This window comes from Shewanella sp. Isolate7, assembly GCF_022398425.1.
Classification (GTDB): domain Bacteria; phylum Pseudomonadota; class Gammaproteobacteria; order Enterobacterales; family Shewanellaceae; genus Shewanella.
The window spans coordinates 1-18,408 of record NZ_JAKEVJ010000008.1; the positions used below are offsets into that span (position 1 = coordinate 1).

Annotated in this window: 21 protein-coding genes; 10 read left to right on the forward strand and 11 right to left on the reverse strand. The window is 53.1% G+C overall.

Annotation, left to right across the window (positions count from 1 at the left end):
• The first annotated feature begins 72 nt into the window (after positions 1-72).
• Complete coding sequence (locus tag L1D47_RS02920) at positions 73-963, forward strand: aldo/keto reductase (RefSeq protein ID WP_239882494.1); 891 nt, start codon at positions 73-75, stop codon at positions 961-963.
• Between the two features lie 121 nt (positions 964-1,084).
• Here L1D47_RS02920 and L1D47_RS02925 read toward each other — a convergent pair whose 3' ends face one another.
• The gene (locus L1D47_RS02925; RefSeq protein ID WP_239882564.1) at positions 1,085-1,924 is read right to left on the reverse strand and encodes a MaoC/PaaZ C-terminal domain-containing protein; all 840 of its coding nucleotides are present in this window, start codon (positions 1,922-1,924) and stop codon (positions 1,085-1,087) included.
• Between the two features lie 202 nt (positions 1,925-2,126).
• Here L1D47_RS02925 and L1D47_RS02930 point away from each other — a divergent pair, with 202 nt between their 5' ends.
• Positions 2,127-2,909 carry a methyltransferase gene (locus tag L1D47_RS02930; RefSeq protein WP_239882495.1) on the forward strand — a complete coding sequence of 261 codons (783 nt, stop codon included), beginning with the start codon at positions 2,127-2,129 and terminating at the stop codon, positions 2,907-2,909.
• An 8-nt stretch (positions 2,910-2,917) separates the two neighbouring features.
• Here L1D47_RS02930 and L1D47_RS02935 read toward each other — a convergent pair whose 3' ends face one another.
• Together L1D47_RS02935 and L1D47_RS02940 are read right to left on the reverse strand one after the other, a co-directional pair.
• Positions 2,918-3,550 (reverse strand): chemoreceptor glutamine deamidase CheD, encoded by a 633-nt coding sequence (locus tag L1D47_RS02935; protein ID WP_239882496.1) that lies wholly within the window; start codon positions 3,548-3,550, stop codon positions 2,918-2,920.
• A 289-nt stretch (positions 3,551-3,839) separates the two neighbouring features.
• On the reverse strand, positions 3,840-4,724 hold the full coding sequence (locus tag L1D47_RS02940) for a TraB/GumN family protein (protein ID WP_239882497.1): 885 nt from the start codon (positions 4,722-4,724) through the stop codon (positions 3,840-3,842).
• A gap of 48 nt (positions 4,725-4,772) precedes the next feature.
• On the opposite strand from L1D47_RS02940, the gene L1D47_RS02945 reads away from it, so the two are divergent.
• Together L1D47_RS02945 and L1D47_RS02950 are read left to right on the forward strand one after the other, a co-directional pair.
• The gene (locus L1D47_RS02945) at positions 4,773-5,084 is read left to right on the forward strand and encodes a hypothetical protein (protein WP_041510853.1); all 312 of its coding nucleotides are present in this window, start codon (positions 4,773-4,775) and stop codon (positions 5,082-5,084) included.
• Positions 5,085-5,453: 369 nt separating this feature from the next.
• Positions 5,454-7,226: a bifunctional diguanylate cyclase/phosphodiesterase gene (locus L1D47_RS02950; RefSeq protein ID WP_239882498.1), complete on the forward strand. Its 1,773-nt coding sequence runs from the start codon at positions 5,454-5,456 to the stop codon at positions 7,224-7,226.
• A gap of 14 nt (positions 7,227-7,240) precedes the next feature.
• On the opposite strand, the gene L1D47_RS02955 is transcribed toward L1D47_RS02950, so the two are convergent.
• Positions 7,241-7,762 carry a DUF3016 domain-containing protein gene (locus L1D47_RS02955; protein ID WP_041510851.1) on the reverse strand — a complete coding sequence of 174 codons (522 nt, stop codon included), beginning with the start codon at positions 7,760-7,762 and terminating at the stop codon, positions 7,241-7,243.
• Between the two features lie 248 nt (positions 7,763-8,010).
• On the opposite strand from L1D47_RS02955, the gene L1D47_RS02960 reads away from it, so the two are divergent.
• Positions 8,011-8,319, forward strand: coding sequence for a hypothetical protein (locus tag L1D47_RS02960; RefSeq protein ID WP_239882499.1), 309 nt, complete (start codon positions 8,011-8,013; stop codon positions 8,317-8,319).
• Between the two features lie 191 nt (positions 8,320-8,510).
• Positions 8,511-8,810: a hypothetical protein gene (locus L1D47_RS02965; protein WP_239882500.1), complete on the forward strand. Its 300-nt coding sequence runs from the start codon at positions 8,511-8,513 to the stop codon at positions 8,808-8,810.
• Between the two features lie 21 nt (positions 8,811-8,831).
• Here L1D47_RS02965 and L1D47_RS02970 read toward each other — a convergent pair whose 3' ends face one another.
• The gene (locus L1D47_RS02970; RefSeq protein WP_239882501.1) at positions 8,832-9,341 is read right to left on the reverse strand and encodes a DUF4240 domain-containing protein; all 510 of its coding nucleotides are present in this window, start codon (positions 9,339-9,341) and stop codon (positions 8,832-8,834) included.
• Positions 9,342-9,485: 144 nt separating this feature from the next.
• Between L1D47_RS02970 and L1D47_RS02975 the strand changes: the two genes are divergently transcribed.
• The 4 genes from L1D47_RS02975 (at position 9,486) to L1D47_RS02990 (ending at position 11,853) form a co-directional block, all read left to right on the forward strand.
• The gene (locus L1D47_RS02975; RefSeq protein ID WP_239882502.1) at positions 9,486-9,896 is read left to right on the forward strand and encodes a hypothetical protein; all 411 of its coding nucleotides are present in this window, start codon (positions 9,486-9,488) and stop codon (positions 9,894-9,896) included.
• A 251-nt stretch (positions 9,897-10,147) separates the two neighbouring features.
• On the forward strand, positions 10,148-10,420 hold the full coding sequence (locus tag L1D47_RS02980; protein WP_011864236.1) for an HU family DNA-binding protein: 273 nt from the start codon (positions 10,148-10,150) through the stop codon (positions 10,418-10,420).
• 238 nt (positions 10,421-10,658) lie between these two features.
• The gene (locus L1D47_RS02985; protein ID WP_239882503.1) at positions 10,659-11,351 is read left to right on the forward strand and encodes a TorF family putative porin; all 693 of its coding nucleotides are present in this window, start codon (positions 10,659-10,661) and stop codon (positions 11,349-11,351) included.
• 328 nt (positions 11,352-11,679) lie between these two features.
• Positions 11,680-11,853, forward strand: coding sequence for a hypothetical protein (locus tag L1D47_RS02990; protein WP_011864234.1), 174 nt, complete (start codon positions 11,680-11,682; stop codon positions 11,851-11,853).
• Positions 11,854-11,892: 39 nt separating this feature from the next.
• Here L1D47_RS02990 and L1D47_RS02995 read toward each other — a convergent pair whose 3' ends face one another.
• From L1D47_RS02995 to L1D47_RS03020, 6 genes are all read right to left on the reverse strand, one after another.
• Positions 11,893-12,840, reverse strand: coding sequence for a methyl-accepting chemotaxis protein (locus tag L1D47_RS02995; RefSeq protein ID WP_239882504.1), 948 nt, complete (start codon positions 12,838-12,840; stop codon positions 11,893-11,895).
• Positions 12,841-12,846: 6 nt separating this feature from the next.
• On the reverse strand, positions 12,847-13,350 hold the full coding sequence (locus L1D47_RS03000; protein WP_239882505.1) for a hypothetical protein: 504 nt from the start codon (positions 13,348-13,350) through the stop codon (positions 12,847-12,849).
• Between the two features lie 413 nt (positions 13,351-13,763).
• Positions 13,764-14,363, reverse strand: coding sequence for a chalcone isomerase family protein (locus tag L1D47_RS03005; RefSeq protein ID WP_239882506.1), 600 nt, complete (start codon positions 14,361-14,363; stop codon positions 13,764-13,766).
• Between the two features lie 129 nt (positions 14,364-14,492).
• Entirely contained in the window at positions 14,493-15,353 is an 861-nt protein-coding gene (locus L1D47_RS03010; RefSeq protein WP_239882507.1) for a hypothetical protein, read from the reverse strand.
• A 73-nt stretch (positions 15,354-15,426) separates the two neighbouring features.
• Positions 15,427-16,608 (reverse strand): DUF5692 family protein, encoded by a 1,182-nt coding sequence (locus L1D47_RS03015; RefSeq protein WP_239882508.1) that lies wholly within the window; start codon positions 16,606-16,608, stop codon positions 15,427-15,429.
• 62 nt (positions 16,609-16,670) lie between these two features.
• Entirely contained in the window at positions 16,671-17,576 is a 906-nt protein-coding gene (locus L1D47_RS03020) for a hypothetical protein (protein ID WP_239882509.1), read from the reverse strand.
• Positions 17,577-18,408: the final 832 nt, after the last annotated feature.

Below are 18,408 nucleotides of genomic sequence, written 5' to 3' on the forward strand. Positions count from 1 at the left end.
AATTAAGGATTTATGAATCTAAATCAATAAAATGATTATTAATGGAAAAAATTAATCCAAACGGAGCGGCCCATGAGTCAGCAAAGCTTTACATTCTCTCCCTTTATTGCCGGCTTCTGGCGCCTCGATAGTTGGCAACAGACGCCGCAGCAAACCCTGGCGTTAATCCAGCACTATCTCAGCCTGGGCGTGACCTGTATGGATCATGCCGACATCTACGGCGAGTACAGCTGCGAGACGTTATTTGGCCGCGCCCTGGCCCTCGAGCCCTCGCTTCGACAGCAGATCCAGATAGTCACTAAGTGCGGTATCAAGCCCGCCTTTGGCTCCACGCCTGAGCGCTACGTCAATCACTATGACACCGGCTACCAACACATTCTCACCAGCGTCGACAACTCGCTTAAGGCGCTGCAGATAGAGGAGATAGACCTGCTGCTCATTCACAGGCCCGATCCCCTGATGAATGCCGATGAGGTCGCCCAGGCCTTCGAACAGCTCTATCAGACCGGCAAGGTGCGCCACTTTGGCGTCTCTAACTTCACCCCGGCCCAGTTCGACCTGCTGCAGTCCCGCCTGGATCGCCCCTTGGTGACCAACCAGCTAGAGATCTCTCCCATGGCCATGCATACCCTGAGTGATGGCAGCCTAGATCAGGCGCAGCAGTATCGCTGTCCTCCCATGGCCTGGTCTTGTCTCGGGGGCGGTGAGATCTTCCACAGCCAGAGCGAGCAAGCCGTTAGGCTACGTAAGACCCTGAGCCAGATAGCCGCCAACCATGGCACGGACGATATCAGCCAGATCATCTATGCCTGGGTGATGGCCCTCCCCAGCCAGCCAAAGCCCATCATAGGCAGCGGCAATCCGGCGCGCATCAGCGCCGCCGTGGCTTCTAGCGAGATCACACTGGACAGACAAGAGTGGTTTAGCATCTGGCAGGCCGCCACCGGCCACAGCGTGCCCTAGGGCCTATTGACAGCAACAAAAAAGCCAGCAATCCGCTGGCTTTATCATTTCTAACTCAATGCATGAGGCTCAGGTTTGAGACTTGAGCAAAAGACTTAGTCGTAAAACTTGGTCCTGACACTTAGTCGTGAAACTTCACCTGTCCCGTCAGATGAGGTCTGCGTCCCTTGACGTCGCGCAGTTCGAACATCAGGCCTTCGGCACTCTCGGTGTCGAAATCGAAGCTCACCTGAGCCGGCATCAAGAGGGGTAACTTAAAGGCCACCTCTATGGTACAAGGCTTGTCGCCGATCTCTGGCATCAGCTGGGCGACACTTCTCGCCTTAGACCACATGCCGTGGGCCAACACGCGGTCGAAACCGAAACGCTTGGACAGCACAGGATGTAGGTGGATCAGATTATAGTCGCCCGACGCCTTGGCATAGCGACGGCCGAGATCTTCACTCAGCTCCCAGCTTACCGGATTAGACCAGCTCATTGGGGTCGCCTTAGGTGGACGGGCGCGCTTACCGCTGCCCTCGATACGATAGAGATAGGTCGATAGCGACTCCCACACCAGCTCGCCGCCGACGAAGGCGCGAGACACCAGCTCAAACTCCAGCCCAGAGTCGGTCATCTGGCTGCTGGTCAACTCACACTCGAGATCGTAACGTTCATCGACACCCGTGGTGCGATAACGGGTAATGCTGTTCTTGAGGTGGATCATCCCCAGCAAGGGGAAGGTAATTGCATCTAAGGTAAAGATGCTGGCATGCAGACGAAACACCATGACATAGAGATAGGTCAGGGGCAGCTGCTGGCCATCGAACTCGAAGCCACACACCTTGGCATATTGGGCGACCTTGTCACTGCGCACGGTCACCTGTGGACAGGTCACCTTAACATGGGGCAATGGCTGCTCATCCCAGCCTGGCTTTCGGCCAAAAAAGATCTTGCGATAAAGCGATAACAGCGACGGCATCGCCTTAAGTTCAACACAAATTTCTTTATTCACGCTATCCAAACCCTTCACACTTTACTCAGCCTAAAAATTGCAAGCCCGCGAGTATACCCCAAATTCACGCTTTTTACCTAAACCTTAAGTCTGTTTAATGCGCGCCGCCCGTGCCTATGGCAAAATAGCCCTCCTAATTTCAGTCAGCTTTTCCCATGGGCTTCACTCAGTGCAAGACAAAAACTTCGATGCATTAGCCGGTAAATTTGCCAAAAACATCTACGGTACCCCTAAGGGCGAGGTTCGCGCCGCCGTGCTATGGCGAGATCTCTCCCAGGCCCTGACTCAGCTGCCCGAGGGGCCTCTGCGTATTTTGGATGCCGGCGGCGGCTTCGGCTTCTTCAGCCAGAAGCTGGCAAAGATGGGTCACAGCGTCACCCTGTGCGATATCTCCAGCGAGATGTTAGCTCTGGGTAAGGCGCAGATTGCAGTCTATGAGGAGAGCAGCGGCGAGAAACTGGATATCACACTGCTGCACGCGCCGATCCAATCTCTGACCCGAGACGGTCTTGGCCAGTTCGACCTCATCCTCTGCCACGCGGTCGCCGAGTGGCTCAGCGATGCCAGGCAGACGCTGGCCGATCTCACTCAGCTGTTAAAACCACAGGGCCTGTTCTCCCTCATGTTTTACAACAAGGAGGCGATGCGCTTTCACAGCCTGATCTCCGGCAACTTCGACTATGTGGCGGCGGATTTTAAGGTGAAGAAGAAGGTGGGGCTGACCCCTAGTTATCCCCTGTATATAGAGGATGTGCGGGCCTGGGTGACAGATTGGCAGATGCAGCTGGTATCGGAGTCGGGCGTTAGAGTGATCCACGATTATCTCAAGACCCACCAGCCCCCCAATGCCGATTTTAGCCAACTGCTTGAGATGGAGCTGCAATACTCGACTCACCCCGCCTACATAGGCCTGGGGCGATACGTTCACTTCATTACCCGTTGGCAAAGATAGCTAGCTCACTAATCGAACAGCTCCACCTGGCTCTCGCCCTGAGCGGTGACTATCTGTTTCAGATAGCGCTGCTCTTCGCTCATCATCTTAGTGATCCGCTCCGGCGACAGACGCATCAGCTTGACCTTGCCGCTATTGGGATGAAACAACACCTTACGCGGCCAGGGGCCACCGAGATCTTCACTCACTATCTCTATCTCCTCTGTCTTGAGGTAGTTTTTTACGAAGCTGATGTTGGACTCGCCCACGTTCAGCACGCTGGACGTGGTCATCTGAGCACCGCCAAACACCTTGGCCTTTAGACGACTGCGCATGCCACCCAGGTTCAATATGCTGTTGATCAGCTGCTCCATGGCCCAGTTACCATAGCGGCAGGTATAGCTGGTTAGCTGGTGCCAATCTTCATGGAGTTGCCGCTCGGGCAGCAGGAAATGATTGAGACCGCCTATCCCCAACAGAGGGTCCCAGATGCAGGCCGCGACGCAAGAACCCAGGCGGGTGAAGATCAGCTCATCGTGGGCGGTGACATAGAAGTTACCAGGATCGACACGGGCGACCACGGCGTCGTGGCGGGTATCCCACTGACGGGGGATAGCCTCAAACTCGGGTCGAACGGGGTAAAGGGGCGCCTCTGCCTGCATCTTGCCTCCCTGCATCGATGGACTTTGCGCCCATCGATATTTTGGCCAATATTTATACCAATCGTAATAAATAATTGATCATTCTAGCTTGTTAAAACGCTCGATAACTGTATTAGTATTTTTAATTGTAGAATAACTACTTATCTAAAAATCCTGCTTTGTTCTCAAGCGTTTTTCCTGCGCTATTTCTGATCACATGTTTACTGTGATTGGTATTATCCTGCCTAACAGTATAGCTAAACGGCAGACATTGATGCCCTAAGGCGTGGCGCCGAGTTTAAAAAGGTAATTAGTTGCAGGCCGTCTGCCAGCAGTTTTGAACCTTGGCCCCTTCAATGGCGGCAAACTTGGCGGGTATCCCCTTGTCGCCCACCACATGGCCGGCACCCACCACCACAAACAGCGGCGATGGGCCGTCTTGCTGCATCATCAAGGCGCGGATCTTGGCGGTCATCTGCTCGTTGCGCTGCCAGAGCATCTTGTCGATAAGCTCCTTATCGCCATCATGCAGCATCTGTCCCTGCATCAAGTCATCCAGGGCGGCCTCATCGCCGCTGCGCCAGGCGCTTACCAGCTGCTCCATCTCCTCGTCAGGGGCATCGATCGCCTCGAGCACCATCTCCCACTGGAGCTTAGGACTGAACGAGGCCATCAGCTCAAACTGAAATTCGGTACTCTCCAGTTCAATCACGGGACGCTCACCATTCTTGCTCTGCAGCACCTGGTCTACGCCCCACTGCGCCTGGTAGCCCAGGGACGCAAAACGCATCACGCTAAACTGCATCGCCTGCATCCAGGGCGCATAGGCTTGCATTGGGGTGCAGATCTCGCTGCGGCTACGGCAATATTCAGCCAGGCGTGCCTGGGTCTTGGCATCTGCCGCCATCTGAGTCAGGCCATATTTGCGGATCAATCCCATGATGTCTGCCTTGCTGGTATCGGCCTCGACCGCCAGGGCTCCCGACTTGGCGAAGGCCGTTTCTATCTGCTCAGCCATGGGATAAAAATCGGCCTGACCGATGTGAATGGATCCCAACAGATAGGTCTGTTTGCCTTGATAACTGAGCTTATAGAAGGGCGGTTTGTCGTCGCTCGCGGCCATCGCGCCGAGTGACATGATCCCTGTCAGTAATAAAATCCCTATGGTGAATAAACGCGGTCGACTTGTTGCCATCAGGCTTGCCCCTTATAATTCGGCTAAATTTTTCAACACGAGGCAGTTATGCCACATAGTCACCTCATTGAGCAACTTAAAGAGAACTTGCAGCTGGCCTATCGCCAGGCCATCGACGCCGATGCCAAACTGGATGAGTTAAAGAAGGCCGGCCACGGCAAGTTCACCACCATCTTCACCCAGGAAGAAGGCTTTAGCGCGCGCAGCAACCGCTTCGGCCCCTATGTACAGGAGCTGGCCGACGACATGACCAAGCTGCCTAGCCAAGGCGATGGCCTGGCGCCGGCGCTTGAAACTTTCGTGCGTAAACTCGGGGTGCTGCTGCAGACCCTGCAGGCGTTTAAAAGCCAGGCCAAGTAACTAAAGCAACTGAATGAGCGGGTAACCTCATACTTTAGTGTCATATTGCTGTCATGGGCTGGTCCTAGAATCGCCCTACTTTTCGTAGGAGGCGGACTTAGGGAAGGTGCGAATAAGTCCCGTGCTTGCTCTGCGTGTGCTAAAAGTGGATAGATGCAAGGCACAGTTTGCAGCGAATGGCCCTAGTCCTTCGCAAGAACTGTAACCTAGAAAATACCGCTGTAAGCCTCGCCCTGCGGGGCTTTGATAGCAACACCATTTCGGCGTTATTCAACTTCATCAGGCCTCGGCATGCCTCAGTTGAATGCCTTGAACTGTCGCTGCTGTCAAAGCCAGAGCTGTGCGACGACTTGTTCGCACCTTCCTTAGATGACAGCAATCGACCTGAGCAGTGAACTGGATAAAATCATCGAGCATGAGAAGATCCATGTACTGTTTCAGCCCATCTTCAACATCGCAAGCAATAAGCTGCACGGCTTCGAGGCCCTGAGTCGAGGTCCAGAGCATAGCGCCCTCTTCTCTCCTGTGCCCCTGTTTCAGACCGCTGCCCATGAGGGGCGTCTGTCACAGCTGGAAGAGATCTGCCGTCGTCACTCCATCAGGCAATTTGACGCCCGCGAATTGCCGGGCAAGCTGTTTATCAACATCTCGCCAAAGGCCCTGTTGGAACCCAGCCACGCCAAGGGACTCACCTTAAGTTTGGTGCAGGAGCTTGGGCTGTCGCCGGATCAGATAGTGATAGAGCTGTCGGAGCAATACCCCGCCGATGATATCGACCTGCTCAAGGAGTGCCTCAACCACTACCGCAGCCAGGGCTTCCTGACCGCCATCGACGATCTGGGTACAGGCTATTCGGGATTGAGGCTCTGGTCAGAACTGGCGCCAGACTATGTCAAAATCGACCGCCACTTCATCCACCAAATCGACCAATCGCCGGTGAAGCAGGAGTTTGTCCGCTCCATCATAGATCTCTGTCAGAGTCTGAGTTGTAAGGTGATCGCCGAAGGCATAGAGACACAGGCCGAGTTGGCCCTGCTGACCCAATTGGGGATAGTCTATTGCCAGGGCTACCTTTTGGGGCGTCCCCAGACACAACCGACGCAGACCCTGGCGGCGATGGCGCCCCAGGACACCCGCCAACGCCAGACCCGCTACGCCGAATCGGCCGAAAGCCTGTCCACCCGTACCATATGCGTCTCCCCACAGACCAAGCTAAAGGCGCTGAGCGCCCGCTTCGCCCGCTCGCCTCATCTGCAGGTAGTCGCCATCGTCGATGCCAAGCAGCTGCCACTGGGCGTGGTCGACAGGGCGCAGTTGATGGAGCTGTTCAGCACGCCTTATGGCCGCGCCCTACACGAGAACAGCCCTGTGGCTGAGGTAATGAACGACAAGGTGCTGAAAGTACCCGCCTGCATGCCGATCTCCGAGGTGAGTCAATGCCTGACCGCCGAACATGGCACTGTGGCGCAACATTTCTTGGTGATGCGCGGCCAGCAACTGCTGGGGATAGGCCACACCAAAGATCTGCTGCAACAGATCACCGAGCAGCGGATCAAGATGGCCCGCCACGCCAATCCACTGAGCGGCTTACCTGGTAACATCCCCATCCAGGAGGAGCTGCAACGCCTACGCCAGCAAGGCAGAGCCTTCTACCTGGCCTACTTCGATCTGTGCCACTTCAAGCCTTATAACGATCTCTACGGCTTCTGCCGGGGAGATGAGGTGATCCAATCCCTGGCAAAGCGTTTGCAGCAGCAACTGGGCGCCGACCATTTTGTCGGTCATGTCGGCGGCGATGATTTTGTGGTGATAGACACTAGCCAGGCGATCGTCGATGAGTGTCGTCGCCTGCTCCTCAGCTTCAACCAAGCTAGGGAGGCCTTCTACAGTCCCGACGACTGGCTGGCCCAGAGTGTGATGGCCGAAGACAGACAGGGACAGAGGGTGACTCATCCCCTGATCAGCCTATGTGTCGGCCTGCTACCGCCAGAGGTGACGCGTTACTGCGACGAGCAGGAGCTGTCGGCCTATAGCGCGGCGGCAAAAAAACAGGCCAAAGCCGCATTGAATGGCTTTAGCCTGTTTACGCCCGCGCCCAATGGCGGGGCAATTGCTATGTATCGGCCGCTTAAGTTAGCTTAAGGGACAGCCCAGCCTTAAAGCTTGGGCTCCACCGTCTTCTTCAACCAATCGCTGAGCATCTTAGACTCATATCTCAGCGGCTTGTCATTCATGGTACCCGTGGTGTGCATGAAACTCATGTCTCTGAGTTTCTCGTCGCCGGCAATCACCACCTGCTCACCGTCGAGTACCTGATAACTAAAGGTCATGCGCGGCGGATAGATGTCTTTGACCACTCGGATATCGTTTGGGGTCGCACCAAAGGTAGGACGCACGTCGCCGGCCAGATCCACATCTGTCACCACCAGCTCCAGTTTCTGGTTGGGCTTGAGCGTCTTCTCGGCCGCCTTGTTGAGATTCTTCGTCAGGGTCTCGAACACACGCAGTTCGTAGCGAGATTGAATATCGCCTACCGCCTTCACGTCACGATAGCTGTCCACATCCTGCCAAGAGATCTTCACCACTCCGGCCTCGGTGACCGGGTTCTCCTTGGCTTCTTCGGCGGCAAGGTTTAGCGACACCAGCGCCCCCACCAGGAGTAGAGATTGAAACTTCATATTTTGCCTCCTTAATCGCCCAAGCTTGGGACACCTATTGAGTCTTGTTACAACACTGAGTGTACAAAAGCTAACCTGAATATAGGCTTAATGTAAAACACTGGCGAACCTTTTCGCCGCCTTTTTACCTATTGGACAATCACGATTAACCCTTTTCTCCCGGGCCCACAGTTTTTGGCAGCCTTTGTATCAATTTGCTGCACCCCTGAGGTAGACTCTCAGACTCGGCAAGTCTACTAAGGTAAATCATGCAAAATCGATCCGCTCTGCTGTTCGTCGTCATTATCTTCTCGCTGTTGGCAAGCGCCCTCTATTGGATCACCGCAGAAGAGACCCAGCAAACGCCAGAGACCTGGTCGGCCTTCGTCTATGCCCACGGTTACAACTCGGGCCGCTACAAGAAAACCGATGACTTCGAGGACTATGAAAGCTGTAAGACCTTCGCCACCGAACAGGCTAAGGCGCTTGGCGATGTCTTGTGGGAGTGTGGACTAAGGTGCCGCTTCGACAACAGCCGTCAGGGCTTTCAGTGCGAGACCATGAAGAATCAGGAGTAAGTCGGCTCCCTTTTCTCCAGAGATCCGCAGACCAACTACAGCTGTTGGTTTTTTATTCAGTTCCTGTTCAAGCAATTGTCATTAACATAGGCATCAATTAAACCGCAGGGCCAGTCTGCAAACGCACAACAGGGCGCAGCATGGCCCGGTCAGCGGCAATCGAATTTAAGATACTGACAGGAGCTATGACAATGAGCCAACCCACCCGCACAAGATTCTCAGGGAAATTCGCCCTATTGGCCTCGCTAATCCTTGGTTTCGCCTTTATCTCGGGCGTTAACGCCAATGAACTGACCGACAGCGAACGCGCCGCGGTAGCAAAACACTTCCAGATTCTGGATAAACAGCAAGAAGCGAGCGACAACCAGAGGCTCGACAGCTTCCAGGCAGAGCTGGACAACCAGCTTGACCAGGCCGAGGAAGCCTTTATGGAAGACGCCTGCGCCGAACATGAGCTACAGTTCGACAACGACAGCCAGGTCTGCTTCTAAACCTGACTCGCCGAGACGCCGCTAAAAGGGAAACAACTGAAACAGCTGGGGGTAAGTCGCCTTCAGCTGTTTTTTCTTGTGCGAAAACTTCTTCCCCTGAGGCGTCGCCTGGCCAGAAGGCACAAAGGGCAACTCCTCGCCGGTGCGATCCTCATAGATCTGCCCGGCAAGCAGATCGTAATCTTCCACGAAGGGATAGGCATAGCCGTCCTTCTCCGGCCAGGCTGGCAGCTGCGCCAAGGCATCTGGCTCCAGCAGTATCCGCTCGAACCACTGCTGGCCCAGTGAGATTAAGAAAGCACGAAACTCGGCAAAACCATACTCGCTGTCGCAGCCCGTGACGATATAAGCCGCCCCCCAGAGCGACCAGAGATAGGCCCTGCGCATCTGCTGGGAAAACAGCTTATCGAAGGCCGCCAGCTCCTGGTTACTCAACTCGGTCAGCTTGGCCTTAAGCTCGGCTGCCAGGCTTTCCTGATCCTGCAGAGGTTCGCTGCGGGTCACTAACTGCCAAAATTCACTCTCTGTCATGGGGTTCTCACGCTATCTAAGTCCGCCACATCTTACCCTAACCGGCAACGCTGAGCAGCATAGACAGGCAAATTAGGCAAAGCATTGGACTAAGTTGCACCATTTTTCTACACTGCGGGGCAAATCATTCACCCAAGAGCCAAGATGAACCGACCGACTCCCAGCATACTGCTACTGATCGCCCTCTATATCGTTATCGCCATTCTCGCCGGCTGGCGCGCGTTAGACAGCCAGAAACTGGATCTCTTTACCCTGGGCGTGATCCCTGTGCTGATCGGGCTGATCGCACGCACCAACTGGGCTAGCCTGGTGCTGAAGATCTATATTGGCATACAAACCCTGGGGTTCACGGCGCTTGGAGCCACGGCGGTGATCGCCTATCAGATCACCCCTGAAGACGTTAAGGTGGTGGTGCATGGACAGGAGCTGCCTATCTGGGCTATCGCCCTGGTGGTCACCATACTCTTGAGTTTTCAGTGGTATATGGCTTTCTCTAAGAGCATGAAACAGTATCTGCCACAAGCGGCGCAAACGAGCGATAAGCGCGAGGCTTAAATAATCCCCCAGGCAAATCGGCCAAATAAGGCCCAAGCCTTGTCTGGTGAGCCTTTCAAGCCAAGAGTGGGAAATATCGGCCGCTTTTTGCTGCCACTAAGGTAAATTTTTACTGAATTTGACTGAAAGCACCCTTTGGGCGCATAAAACCGCTTTCATTATAGGGATGCTTGTGGCATGTTAAGTCCAGCAATTGCAAGTATCTAATGTAATTGGTATTACTAAATCTACGGAAAGAAGAGACTATCCAAATGAATAAAACTGAACTTGTTGCAAAAATAGCGGAAAGCGCTGAACTCACTAAAGCTGAAGCTGCTCGCGCCTTAAAGTCTTTCGAAGAAACGGTAGCGGAAGCGATGAAGAACGGCGAAAAAATCTCTATTGTAGGTTTTGGTTCTTTCGAGACCACTAGCCGTGCAGCACGTACAGGCCGCAACCCACAGACGGGCAAAGAAATTCAGATCCCAGCGGCTGTAGTACCTAAGTTTAAAGCCGGTAAGACGCTAAAAGACAGCGTAAACTAAATCGGTATTTAATCCGTCGAAAAACCTCCGCCATGGAGGTTTTTTTATGCACCTTCCTAGTGCATGCTCTGCCTCATTTTTAATCAACCGCTTGCCTACCTCTGACGCAAATATAATAACCAATTGAAAAATAACCAATAAATATTTGGCACACTCTTCGCTATAGCTTGTACGCGGCCTGACAATACTCATAACAACAGGCAAGGCCGCTCCCATAGACCAATAAGAAGGAATGAGTATGAAACAAGCATTGCGAACCCTAAGCCTACTCGCGGGCACCTTGATGGTGGCCTTACCTGCCAGCGCTAGTGTCACGGGCAACATTGGTGCGACCTCCAACTACTTGTGGCGCGGTGCCACCCAGACAGGAGACGCACCTGCGGTTCAAGGCGGCATAGACTTCGAACACGATAGCGGCCTCTACTTAGGCACATGGGCTTCTAATGTGGATTTCGGTGACGACACCAGCTACGAGATCGACTTCTACGGCGGCTATGCGGGCAGCGTGGGGGAAGATTTTGGCTATGACATCAGCTATCTCTACTACGCCTATCCCGACAGCGGTTCGAGCATAGACTTCGGTGAAGTCACCCTGGCCCTAAGCTGGAAGTGGTTTAGCCTCGCCTATTCACAGGTAGTCAATGCCGATAGCGATGTGGCAGCCGATCCTTTCGATGAGAAAGATCTCAGCTACATCAACGCAGGTGTCAGCTTTCCGCTGTCGGAAACCCTGTCATTCTCGGCGCACTATGGCTACTCCAGCGGCGATGTGGTCAACGCCTGGTTCGATACCGACAACTATGCCGACTACTCCCTCTCTCTGGATAAGGAGACCGACTTTGGTACCATCTCCTTCTTGGTCAGCGATACCGACCTCGACGGTGACGATCCGAAAGTGGTGGTAGGCTACAGCTATAGTTTCGATTTGTGATCTAAATTTAAATGAGTTGCCGCTAATTTAGCTGGCAACTCACTATTGCTCTGCCATTATTCCGTTTAAAAACAATAAATTAAAATCCACACATTCACCAAGCCTCTCAGCTTTTGTCGAGAAAGTCGACAAATACAAATGTGTTAACTCGATCAAACAAAAATTGAAAATCCCCTGCTATTTTTCTCATTAGCGCTCGCTAATGTGCCCAGGCCTTAGGACGCTAAACTAGCTAACGCTTTGACTCAGTTAACTTTATGTTAAAGCGGCTCAGTGCTAAGCAGCACCAAATGAGTGCTCAAGCACTTTATTTGACGAGGATTTCAATATGGCTCAGTTACTCGATGTTATTCCGAACGATGCTGAAATCGAAGCGATCACAGCACCCAAAAACCCTAAGGCCGCCTGTGAGCTGCAACACAGACGCGAAGTCAAACGTCGCCTGGAAGAGTTACTCGAAGAGGCGGCCCTCAAACGCGCCATGGGGGGCGATTTCTACTGAAAGTTAGCGATTAGGGTAGGTCATCCCTACCCTTAGATGCTAATCCGCCTGGCAGTGAACAACCTTAGTCAGGCTATTGGCTAACGCCTGCAGCTGCTCAACCCGCCTGGCCAACTGCTCGCCCTCAATAGCAACCGATTCGGATACTTGGTTAGTGCCCACCACACTGCTGGCCACTTCGCTACTGGCACTGTTTAGCTGCGTAAGCGCCTCTCCTTGCAGGGTCATTAACCCCGCCAGTTGATTAACGTCATGGACCACACTGGCAATCTGGTCGATGATCTGCGTCAGCTCCTCCGCACTCTGCTCTATCACTCTTTGTCCTTGAATCACCTCGTCACGGCTGTTGCCGAGCAGCTGACGTATCTCTATCGCAGAGCGGTTACTCTTAGCCGACAGCTCCCTGACTTGTTCCGCCACCACGGCAAAGCCTCGTCCATACTCGCCGGCCCTGGCCGCCTCAATTGCCGCGTTTAGCGCCAGTAGATTCGTTTGCTCCGCCACTGAGGTAATGAGATCGGCGACCGAGACGATCTCCTGATTGCTTTTCAGTATCGCCGCAATCGCATTGGTCGACGCCTCTAAGGATTGGGCGCTATTGGCCGCCCGGCGATCGATAGATTGGCAGCGCCCCTTTAGCTCCTCCATAAACTGTTCAGATTGACGCATGTCTTGGGTCATCTGCGATACTTGCTGACTCATCTGCTCGGCCGCACTGGCCTGAGATTCACAGTTCACATTAAGCTGAGTCACCTGCCGATGAAGTGTCAACGCCTGGGTGTCCAGCGCGGTGGCGACGCCCGACAGGGCCGAGGCATCCTCACTGGCCTGAGTCAGCACCTGCCCGAGGCGCTGCTCGCCCGCCTGCGCCTTGGCGGCGCTCGACTGCATATTTTGCTGGGCTTCGGCCTGCGCCTGATTGGCCTTAAATCGTGCCGCGCAGCTATAACCCTGTGCGACGACTATGACCACAAGCGGGAGTATCATGCCACTCTAGGCATCTATGGCCTCCCCGGCTTCAGACAAAGCTATGGTCACCACTATCTGCTGCTGCAATCCCTGCTGCACCATCACGGCCGACAGGGCGATAACGACCAGACTCCAAAGGGTCGCCATGACTAAATTGCCGGTGAGATAGAAGGCGATAATCAACACCGCGACCCAGAGGCTCTGGCTGGAGGTGAGTATGCCACCTCCCTGATAAATAACATTGAGGGCATGCAACACCATGCCAAAGAAGCCCAGGTTTAACGCCAGATTTATCTGCCGCAGAAAGCGAATCGTCGCGGCGGCGATCACCTCGACGGAGATTAAGATCATCGAGGTGATCATCAACAGGGTATGGGGCTGCTGGGCCCACTTCATCAGGCTATATAACCCGGTAAATAGGCAAAGCAGCGTGAAGAACAACAGGGTGTCGACTAAACGAACTTGATCATCATTCCAGCAATGGCGCTTTGGGAAAAACAACTTGCGCCAGATAGCGAGAGGGGTCATAGGCTTTGCGCTCCTGCCACGTTAGGACTCAGGCTCGAGTTAAGCCAGCCTGTCGCTAATCAGCATGACGTTGCATTGCAACCACCGGGTGAACAGGAGTGGCTCATCGACACTGGCTCTTTTGCTAGAGGCAAGTCTGATGGCACATCAAATGCTGACCGCAACAGGCCGACTTAAAACTTACCCTTTAAGCATCTCTTTCTTTAGGGAAGGTGCGAACAAGTCGTCGCACAGCTCTGGCTTTGATAGCAGCGACAGTTCAAGGCATTCAACTGAGGGCATGCCGAGGCCTGCTGAAGTTGAATAACGCCGATATGGTGTTGCTATCAAAGCCCCGCAGGGCGAGGCTTACAGCGGTATTTGCTGCGTTACAGTTCTTGCGAAGGACTAGGGCCATTCGCTGCAAACTGTGCCTAGCATCTATCCACTTTAAGCACACGCAGAGCAAGCACGGGACTTATTCGCACCTTCCCTAGCCCTTTATCCGTCGGATTGTCACCCAACCAAATCGCGAGCACGGCCTTACGGAAATCTTCACCACTGGTCACCGACAGCTGCTGACCATTTTTATAGCTAACAATCCCAGTACCCGGCACGCTCACCAAGGTAAATTGATCACCCTCTTTGATCGGCTCGGCAAAGGTTGCAATAAAGGACTTGATGCTATCGGCAATGGCGCTGGTGTCTCCATCGGTCGCGCGATCGAAGCCATCATGCATCGCCTCGGTCATCTTCTCTGAGGTGATCATGCCCGAGGTGATGTTGAGTCGAATCGCGGAAATTTGTTCGCCATCGACCACATTGGCGGCCTGCTCGGTAGGAGCAACCGTATAGAGGGACCCCACATAGAGATCCATGAAGAACTTACTGCGAACACCTGCACCATTAAGTTGCAGCACCTGCTCCTGAGAGGTCATGGTGTCGGCAACATCGACCCCCGCCACCTCGACTGCCGACACTGCTGAGGTGCTCAACAACAGCACACTCGCCAATAATAAACTCTGTTTTTTCATTTGTGACCCCATCGAATTCCAAGCCGTGGCGGGCGGCTAGGCCGCTCATAGCGAGCCTTCCGCACACGACATAATAAAAAGGCACTAGCGCCGAACTGGGGAGCAAAACGCTAGCGCAAAGGGCACCAGCTAGAATGCGTGGTTGTACTCGATCCAGTAGCTGTCATCCGTGCTGTCGCTATTGTCCGTCTTAAAGTTCACACGAATGTTTTGACGCTTATTCATCTGATAGGCCACCGAAATTTCACCATTGAAACTGGCCATTTGTAATCCGCCATCCATGATGTCATCGCTCCAGCCCTTACCCTGAATCTCATCGGTATAAGAGGCGCTCACCAGGGTCCACCAGTGATCGTTAAAGGCATAACGGGCGTAAACCATGCCGGTCAGAATGAGTGACGGCACATCGATGCCACTGCTCGATACCGCGGTGCTAGCGGCCATATCAGGCGGCAAGATCTGCGACATGTTATCTTCAACTACCACGGCGCCGGCATAGAGAATCGGCCAGATATAGAAGCTGTCTGTCACTGGAATCGTCATCACGGGACCCGCCTGGATCACCGCCATGTTGCCGTAGAAGGGATGATCCGCCAGGATGGCATCGCTCGACCAGCCTGTGCCGTTGGTCGTGTTAATGGTGCCGTAGCGCATACGATATGAACGCTTGCTGGTCTCGTCGTTAAAGGTTGGGATCATGCCGTAATCAGGGTGAGCCACCATGCCTGTAAACTGCAGCGTCTTGTCTCCCTCATTGAAGATGTTTTTCGCCTCGAAGATCACCCCTGTTTTTTGTCCCGAGGTGGCCGTCTTTTCAGACAGCATCAACTGCGCCTTAAAATTTGCACCTTCACTACCATAGGAAGCCCCCAGGGAGGTATACACATCCGTTGGGTTAGACATATCGATATCGGCATCATCTGCCGCCATCGCGCTGAAACCACAAGTCATTGACGCTACAACCGCAACACTTAAAAGATGCTTTTTCATAATTGACTCCATCGTCATCATTTGATCTATTTGTTATAAAAATCGGTTTTAATCACTTGTCGCATTACGGCGGTTAACTTGCCGCAGCTAGTGCCTGACGACGCTTCCACTTGCCAGTAAAGAAGACATAGGCATATGCACTGTTAATCACGAAACTTGCCAGCCCGGCGGCGAGCATGAGTTCATCGTTACGTAGCATTGGCACCACATTGCTCTCGTACATGAATGGGCAGCTGAAGTAATACATGAAGGAGCCAGCCAGCGTGAAAGCACGCGCCTGCAACCAGGTACCCTTCTTGATGAACAGCGCGGGCAGTGTCGCGGCGATCAACACCATCATCTGCGCCGTAGCTGAACCCGGGAAGTTGAGGTAAACGAAGACGATGTTCCAAACGTCGTAGGCAATGATCCAGAAGGTGGTCATGGCGGGCCAGATCATGTCTTGCTGCTTAGACTTGTCGGCAAAGATTTGCGCCCAGCCCGCCAGCGTGATGATGGACAACACACCGCCAATGGCGTTGAGGATGTTAGCGAGGTTACCCATACTAAAATCCTGCATAACGGCTTCTGAAATGTTGATGGCGAGGAAGGCGGCCGCGCCAAACTTGGCCCACTTCATATCCCCTATCTTGGTAAAGCGGATCAAGGTAAATAGCGCGGCGGCGCCCACCACAGAATAGAGCTTGACCCACTTGAACCAATAGGTCACACCATAGCTGGACCATAATGGAATCAATACGATGGGCAGAATAAACCACAGCAGGTAGTTGCTGTACTTGAAGCGGCGGCATAGCTCGTTGAGCAGCATCAAACCAATCAGCACCAAAAGCACGTGTCCGAAGGCGCGGTTTTGATACCACTTGTGGATGTTAAAGCCATCGCCATCCAGGCTAAAACGCATGGTCTCGGCTTCTACGAAGCTGATCTTTGCGCCATCGAAGTCGGTGATCAAGGCGCCTGGCTGACTGGTGATCGTCAGGTCATGACCCGACAATGCCCAGTGCTGAATTTCGCTATGGTTAAAGCCACCCGACTGCTTAATGACCTGAACCGTATCATCGCTGCCAAATTCGAGGCGATAGAACAGGCTGCCTTCACCCGGCTTACCGTCTCGCGTTCCCTGCCAAACCTGCCCCTGAATATTGTCCAGATGCGATGTCGCATCTAACGCGTCGTCTGCGTAGCTAACTGAGCTGCATAGCATCAGTAACATGGCAAACATAGTGCTAAATATCTGTTTCACCCTGAGTTTCATAATTTCACTCTCTCAATCGTGATGCTTAGATGAGGGGCGCCACCTTGCGGCGCCCTAAGGTCTTAAGCCGTGGTTAGTTGTTGCTGTTTTTCCGGCGTATCTTTGTAGTACTCATTCAGCATCGGCGGCTCGTTGTTCCCGGTAGGCGGCTCGCCTGTTGGGCTAGTGCGTTGCTTATTGAAGTACCAGATGGCAAATGGAACGTGCAGACACAGGTTGATCGCGCCCCACACCCAGAGCATTGTGTCGTTGGCCCAGCTGGTCGAATCCATCACAGGCGTGAAGATGTCGGCATTGGCGCGAACCAGAATGTGGAAGGCTAAGGTGTACACTCGAGCGATGATGTAGAGCTCGGGGCGCCCCTTGATGATGGGATACAGCTCTGCCGCCATTAAGATACAGAAGGAGCTGGCGAAGTAGCCTGGGTTCTCACCAAACACGAAGGCCAGGTTCCATGTGGTGTAGAGGAAGTTCCATGCCGCAGTCGAATAGAACAAGAGATCATTGGGCTTGTCTCGACCAATCACCCAATACATGCGCTGGCCGTTCTTGTAGCGAGGGAACGGAATGGTGATACACAGAATCACACCACAGATAGCATTGAAGTAATTAGCGGTCACAAAGTCTTTAGCCGTTGCCTCGGCAATGTTGAGGAACAACACGGCGTACAACACCTTGAGTACCCAGTCACCCCTGAAGAACGCCAGCACCCTATTAGGATTGTCGTAGTAGAGATAAGCGATGCGAGCGCCGCCCACCACGATAGCGGTAGGGATCAGCACACTCACGGTTTTCGCCCAACGGAACCAGCCGTCGAGGTTATCCGCCCATAAGGGCGCGGTCAGTAATGACAACAGCCAAAAGGCTGCCGTTAATCGAGGTGTACGGCGCATGCCCTCCACCAACACGAGCAAGAACACTATGTATCCGCTCATCGAAACAACATATTGCCAGACAGGTATGTCCATAACGCCTCCTGAGTTAACTTGATTCAGGCTGACGCTTACATCGACGCTAACCTGAACAACTTATAGAGCAACTACCCCAAACTAGAGTCTTTGCTCTAATTTTTCTTTTTCGCACTTAATGAGAGCGGCCTCACATTGCGATCAAGTTCAGGGGGCTAAATGTGAACATTTTGCAACAAGATGTGATCCCGATAACAAAGTCGATAAGATTTAATTAATGGATAACAGGCAAACGCAAACGAACACCCGCCTTAGAAAGCGACAAAGAGGAAAACTCAAAACAGATAGCAATGAGGCGACATACAAACAAAACAAAATACATTTAAAATCAATTGTTTACACTACAAACAGATTGACAAACAATAAGATACACGCTAATTGCGCCAACCTCTCACAGGAAAGTGTGGCGCTCACATTACTTTTACACACTCTTGGCGAAATGCGGTCAACCTAGAGGAGAAACCAAAAGAAACGCCTTGATATCACCCACCAAGACACTGAGATGTTAACAAACCGGTAAGTGACAGCCTTGCACCAAAGGCGCCTAACCAAGGACTCAAACCACTTAAATACATTACAAAAGGCTCGCCACCAAGCCTAATCACAACCTGGATAGCGAGGTTATCGCCCATCTATTGTTGTCATCTCTCCTGCAAAAATTGTTCGATACAAAGAAAAACAGCCTAGCGCCATAGGTCGAAGGCACTCACCACTTAGCCCCTGCAAGCCTAGCAACTAGCTCCAAGAATCATCTATCTCAAACACAAAAAATAGCGCCCTCTTAGGATGCTCTTTGTTGTTCTGCACAGGACTTGCCGTCTGGCTTAGGCTC

Bases quoted from the DNA above. Each gene is read 5' to 3' on its own strand.
- L1D47_RS02920 (WP_239882494.1), top strand. From the start codon at position 73: ATGAGTCAGCAAAGCTTTACATTCTCTCCCTTTATTGCCGGCTTCTGG.
- L1D47_RS02955 (WP_041510851.1), bottom strand. From the start codon at position 7,762: ATGAAGTTTCAATCTCTACTCCTGGTGGGGGCGCTGGTGTCGCTAAAC.
- L1D47_RS03020 (WP_239882509.1), bottom strand. From the start codon at position 17,576: ATGGACATACCTGTCTGGCAATATGTTGTTTCGATGAGCGGATACATA.
- L1D47_RS02980 (WP_011864236.1), top strand. From the start codon at position 10,148: ATGAATAAAACTGAACTTGTTGCAAAAATAGCGGAAAGCGCTGAACTC.
- L1D47_RS02960 (WP_239882499.1), top strand. From the start codon at position 8,011: ATGCAAAATCGATCCGCTCTGCTGTTCGTCGTCATTATCTTCTCGCTG.
- L1D47_RS02935 (WP_239882496.1), bottom strand. From the start codon at position 3,550: ATGCAGGCAGAGGCGCCCCTTTACCCCGTTCGACCCGAGTTTGAGGCT.
- L1D47_RS02970 (WP_239882501.1), bottom strand. From the start codon at position 9,341: ATGACAGAGAGTGAATTTTGGCAGTTAGTGACCCGCAGCGAACCTCTG.
- L1D47_RS02965 (WP_239882500.1), top strand. From the start codon at position 8,511: ATGAGCCAACCCACCCGCACAAGATTCTCAGGGAAATTCGCCCTATTG.
- L1D47_RS02985 (WP_239882503.1), top strand. From the start codon at position 10,659: ATGAAACAAGCATTGCGAACCCTAAGCCTACTCGCGGGCACCTTGATG.
- L1D47_RS02925 (WP_239882564.1), bottom strand. From the start codon at position 1,924: ATGCCGTCGCTGTTATCGCTTTATCGCAAGATCTTTTTTGGCCGAAAG.
- L1D47_RS02990 (WP_011864234.1), top strand. From the start codon at position 11,680: ATGGCTCAGTTACTCGATGTTATTCCGAACGATGCTGAAATCGAAGCG.
- L1D47_RS03000 (WP_239882505.1), bottom strand. From the start codon at position 13,350: ATGACCCCTCTCGCTATCTGGCGCAAGTTGTTTTTCCCAAAGCGCCAT.
- L1D47_RS02975 (WP_239882502.1), top strand. From the start codon at position 9,486: ATGAACCGACCGACTCCCAGCATACTGCTACTGATCGCCCTCTATATC.
- L1D47_RS02945 (WP_041510853.1), top strand. From the start codon at position 4,773: ATGCCACATAGTCACCTCATTGAGCAACTTAAAGAGAACTTGCAGCTG.
- L1D47_RS02995 (WP_239882504.1), bottom strand. From the start codon at position 12,840: ATGATACTCCCGCTTGTGGTCATAGTCGTCGCACAGGGTTATAGCTGC.
- L1D47_RS03010 (WP_239882507.1), bottom strand. From the start codon at position 15,353: ATGAAAAAGCATCTTTTAAGTGTTGCGGTTGTAGCGTCAATGACTTGT.
- L1D47_RS03015 (WP_239882508.1), bottom strand. From the start codon at position 16,608: ATGAAACTCAGGGTGAAACAGATATTTAGCACTATGTTTGCCATGTTA.
- L1D47_RS03005 (WP_239882506.1), bottom strand. From the start codon at position 14,363: ATGAAAAAACAGAGTTTATTATTGGCGAGTGTGCTGTTGTTGAGCACC.
- L1D47_RS02950 (WP_239882498.1), top strand. From the start codon at position 5,454: ATGACAGCAATCGACCTGAGCAGTGAACTGGATAAAATCATCGAGCAT.
- L1D47_RS02940 (WP_239882497.1), bottom strand. From the start codon at position 4,724: ATGGCAACAAGTCGACCGCGTTTATTCACCATAGGGATTTTATTACTG.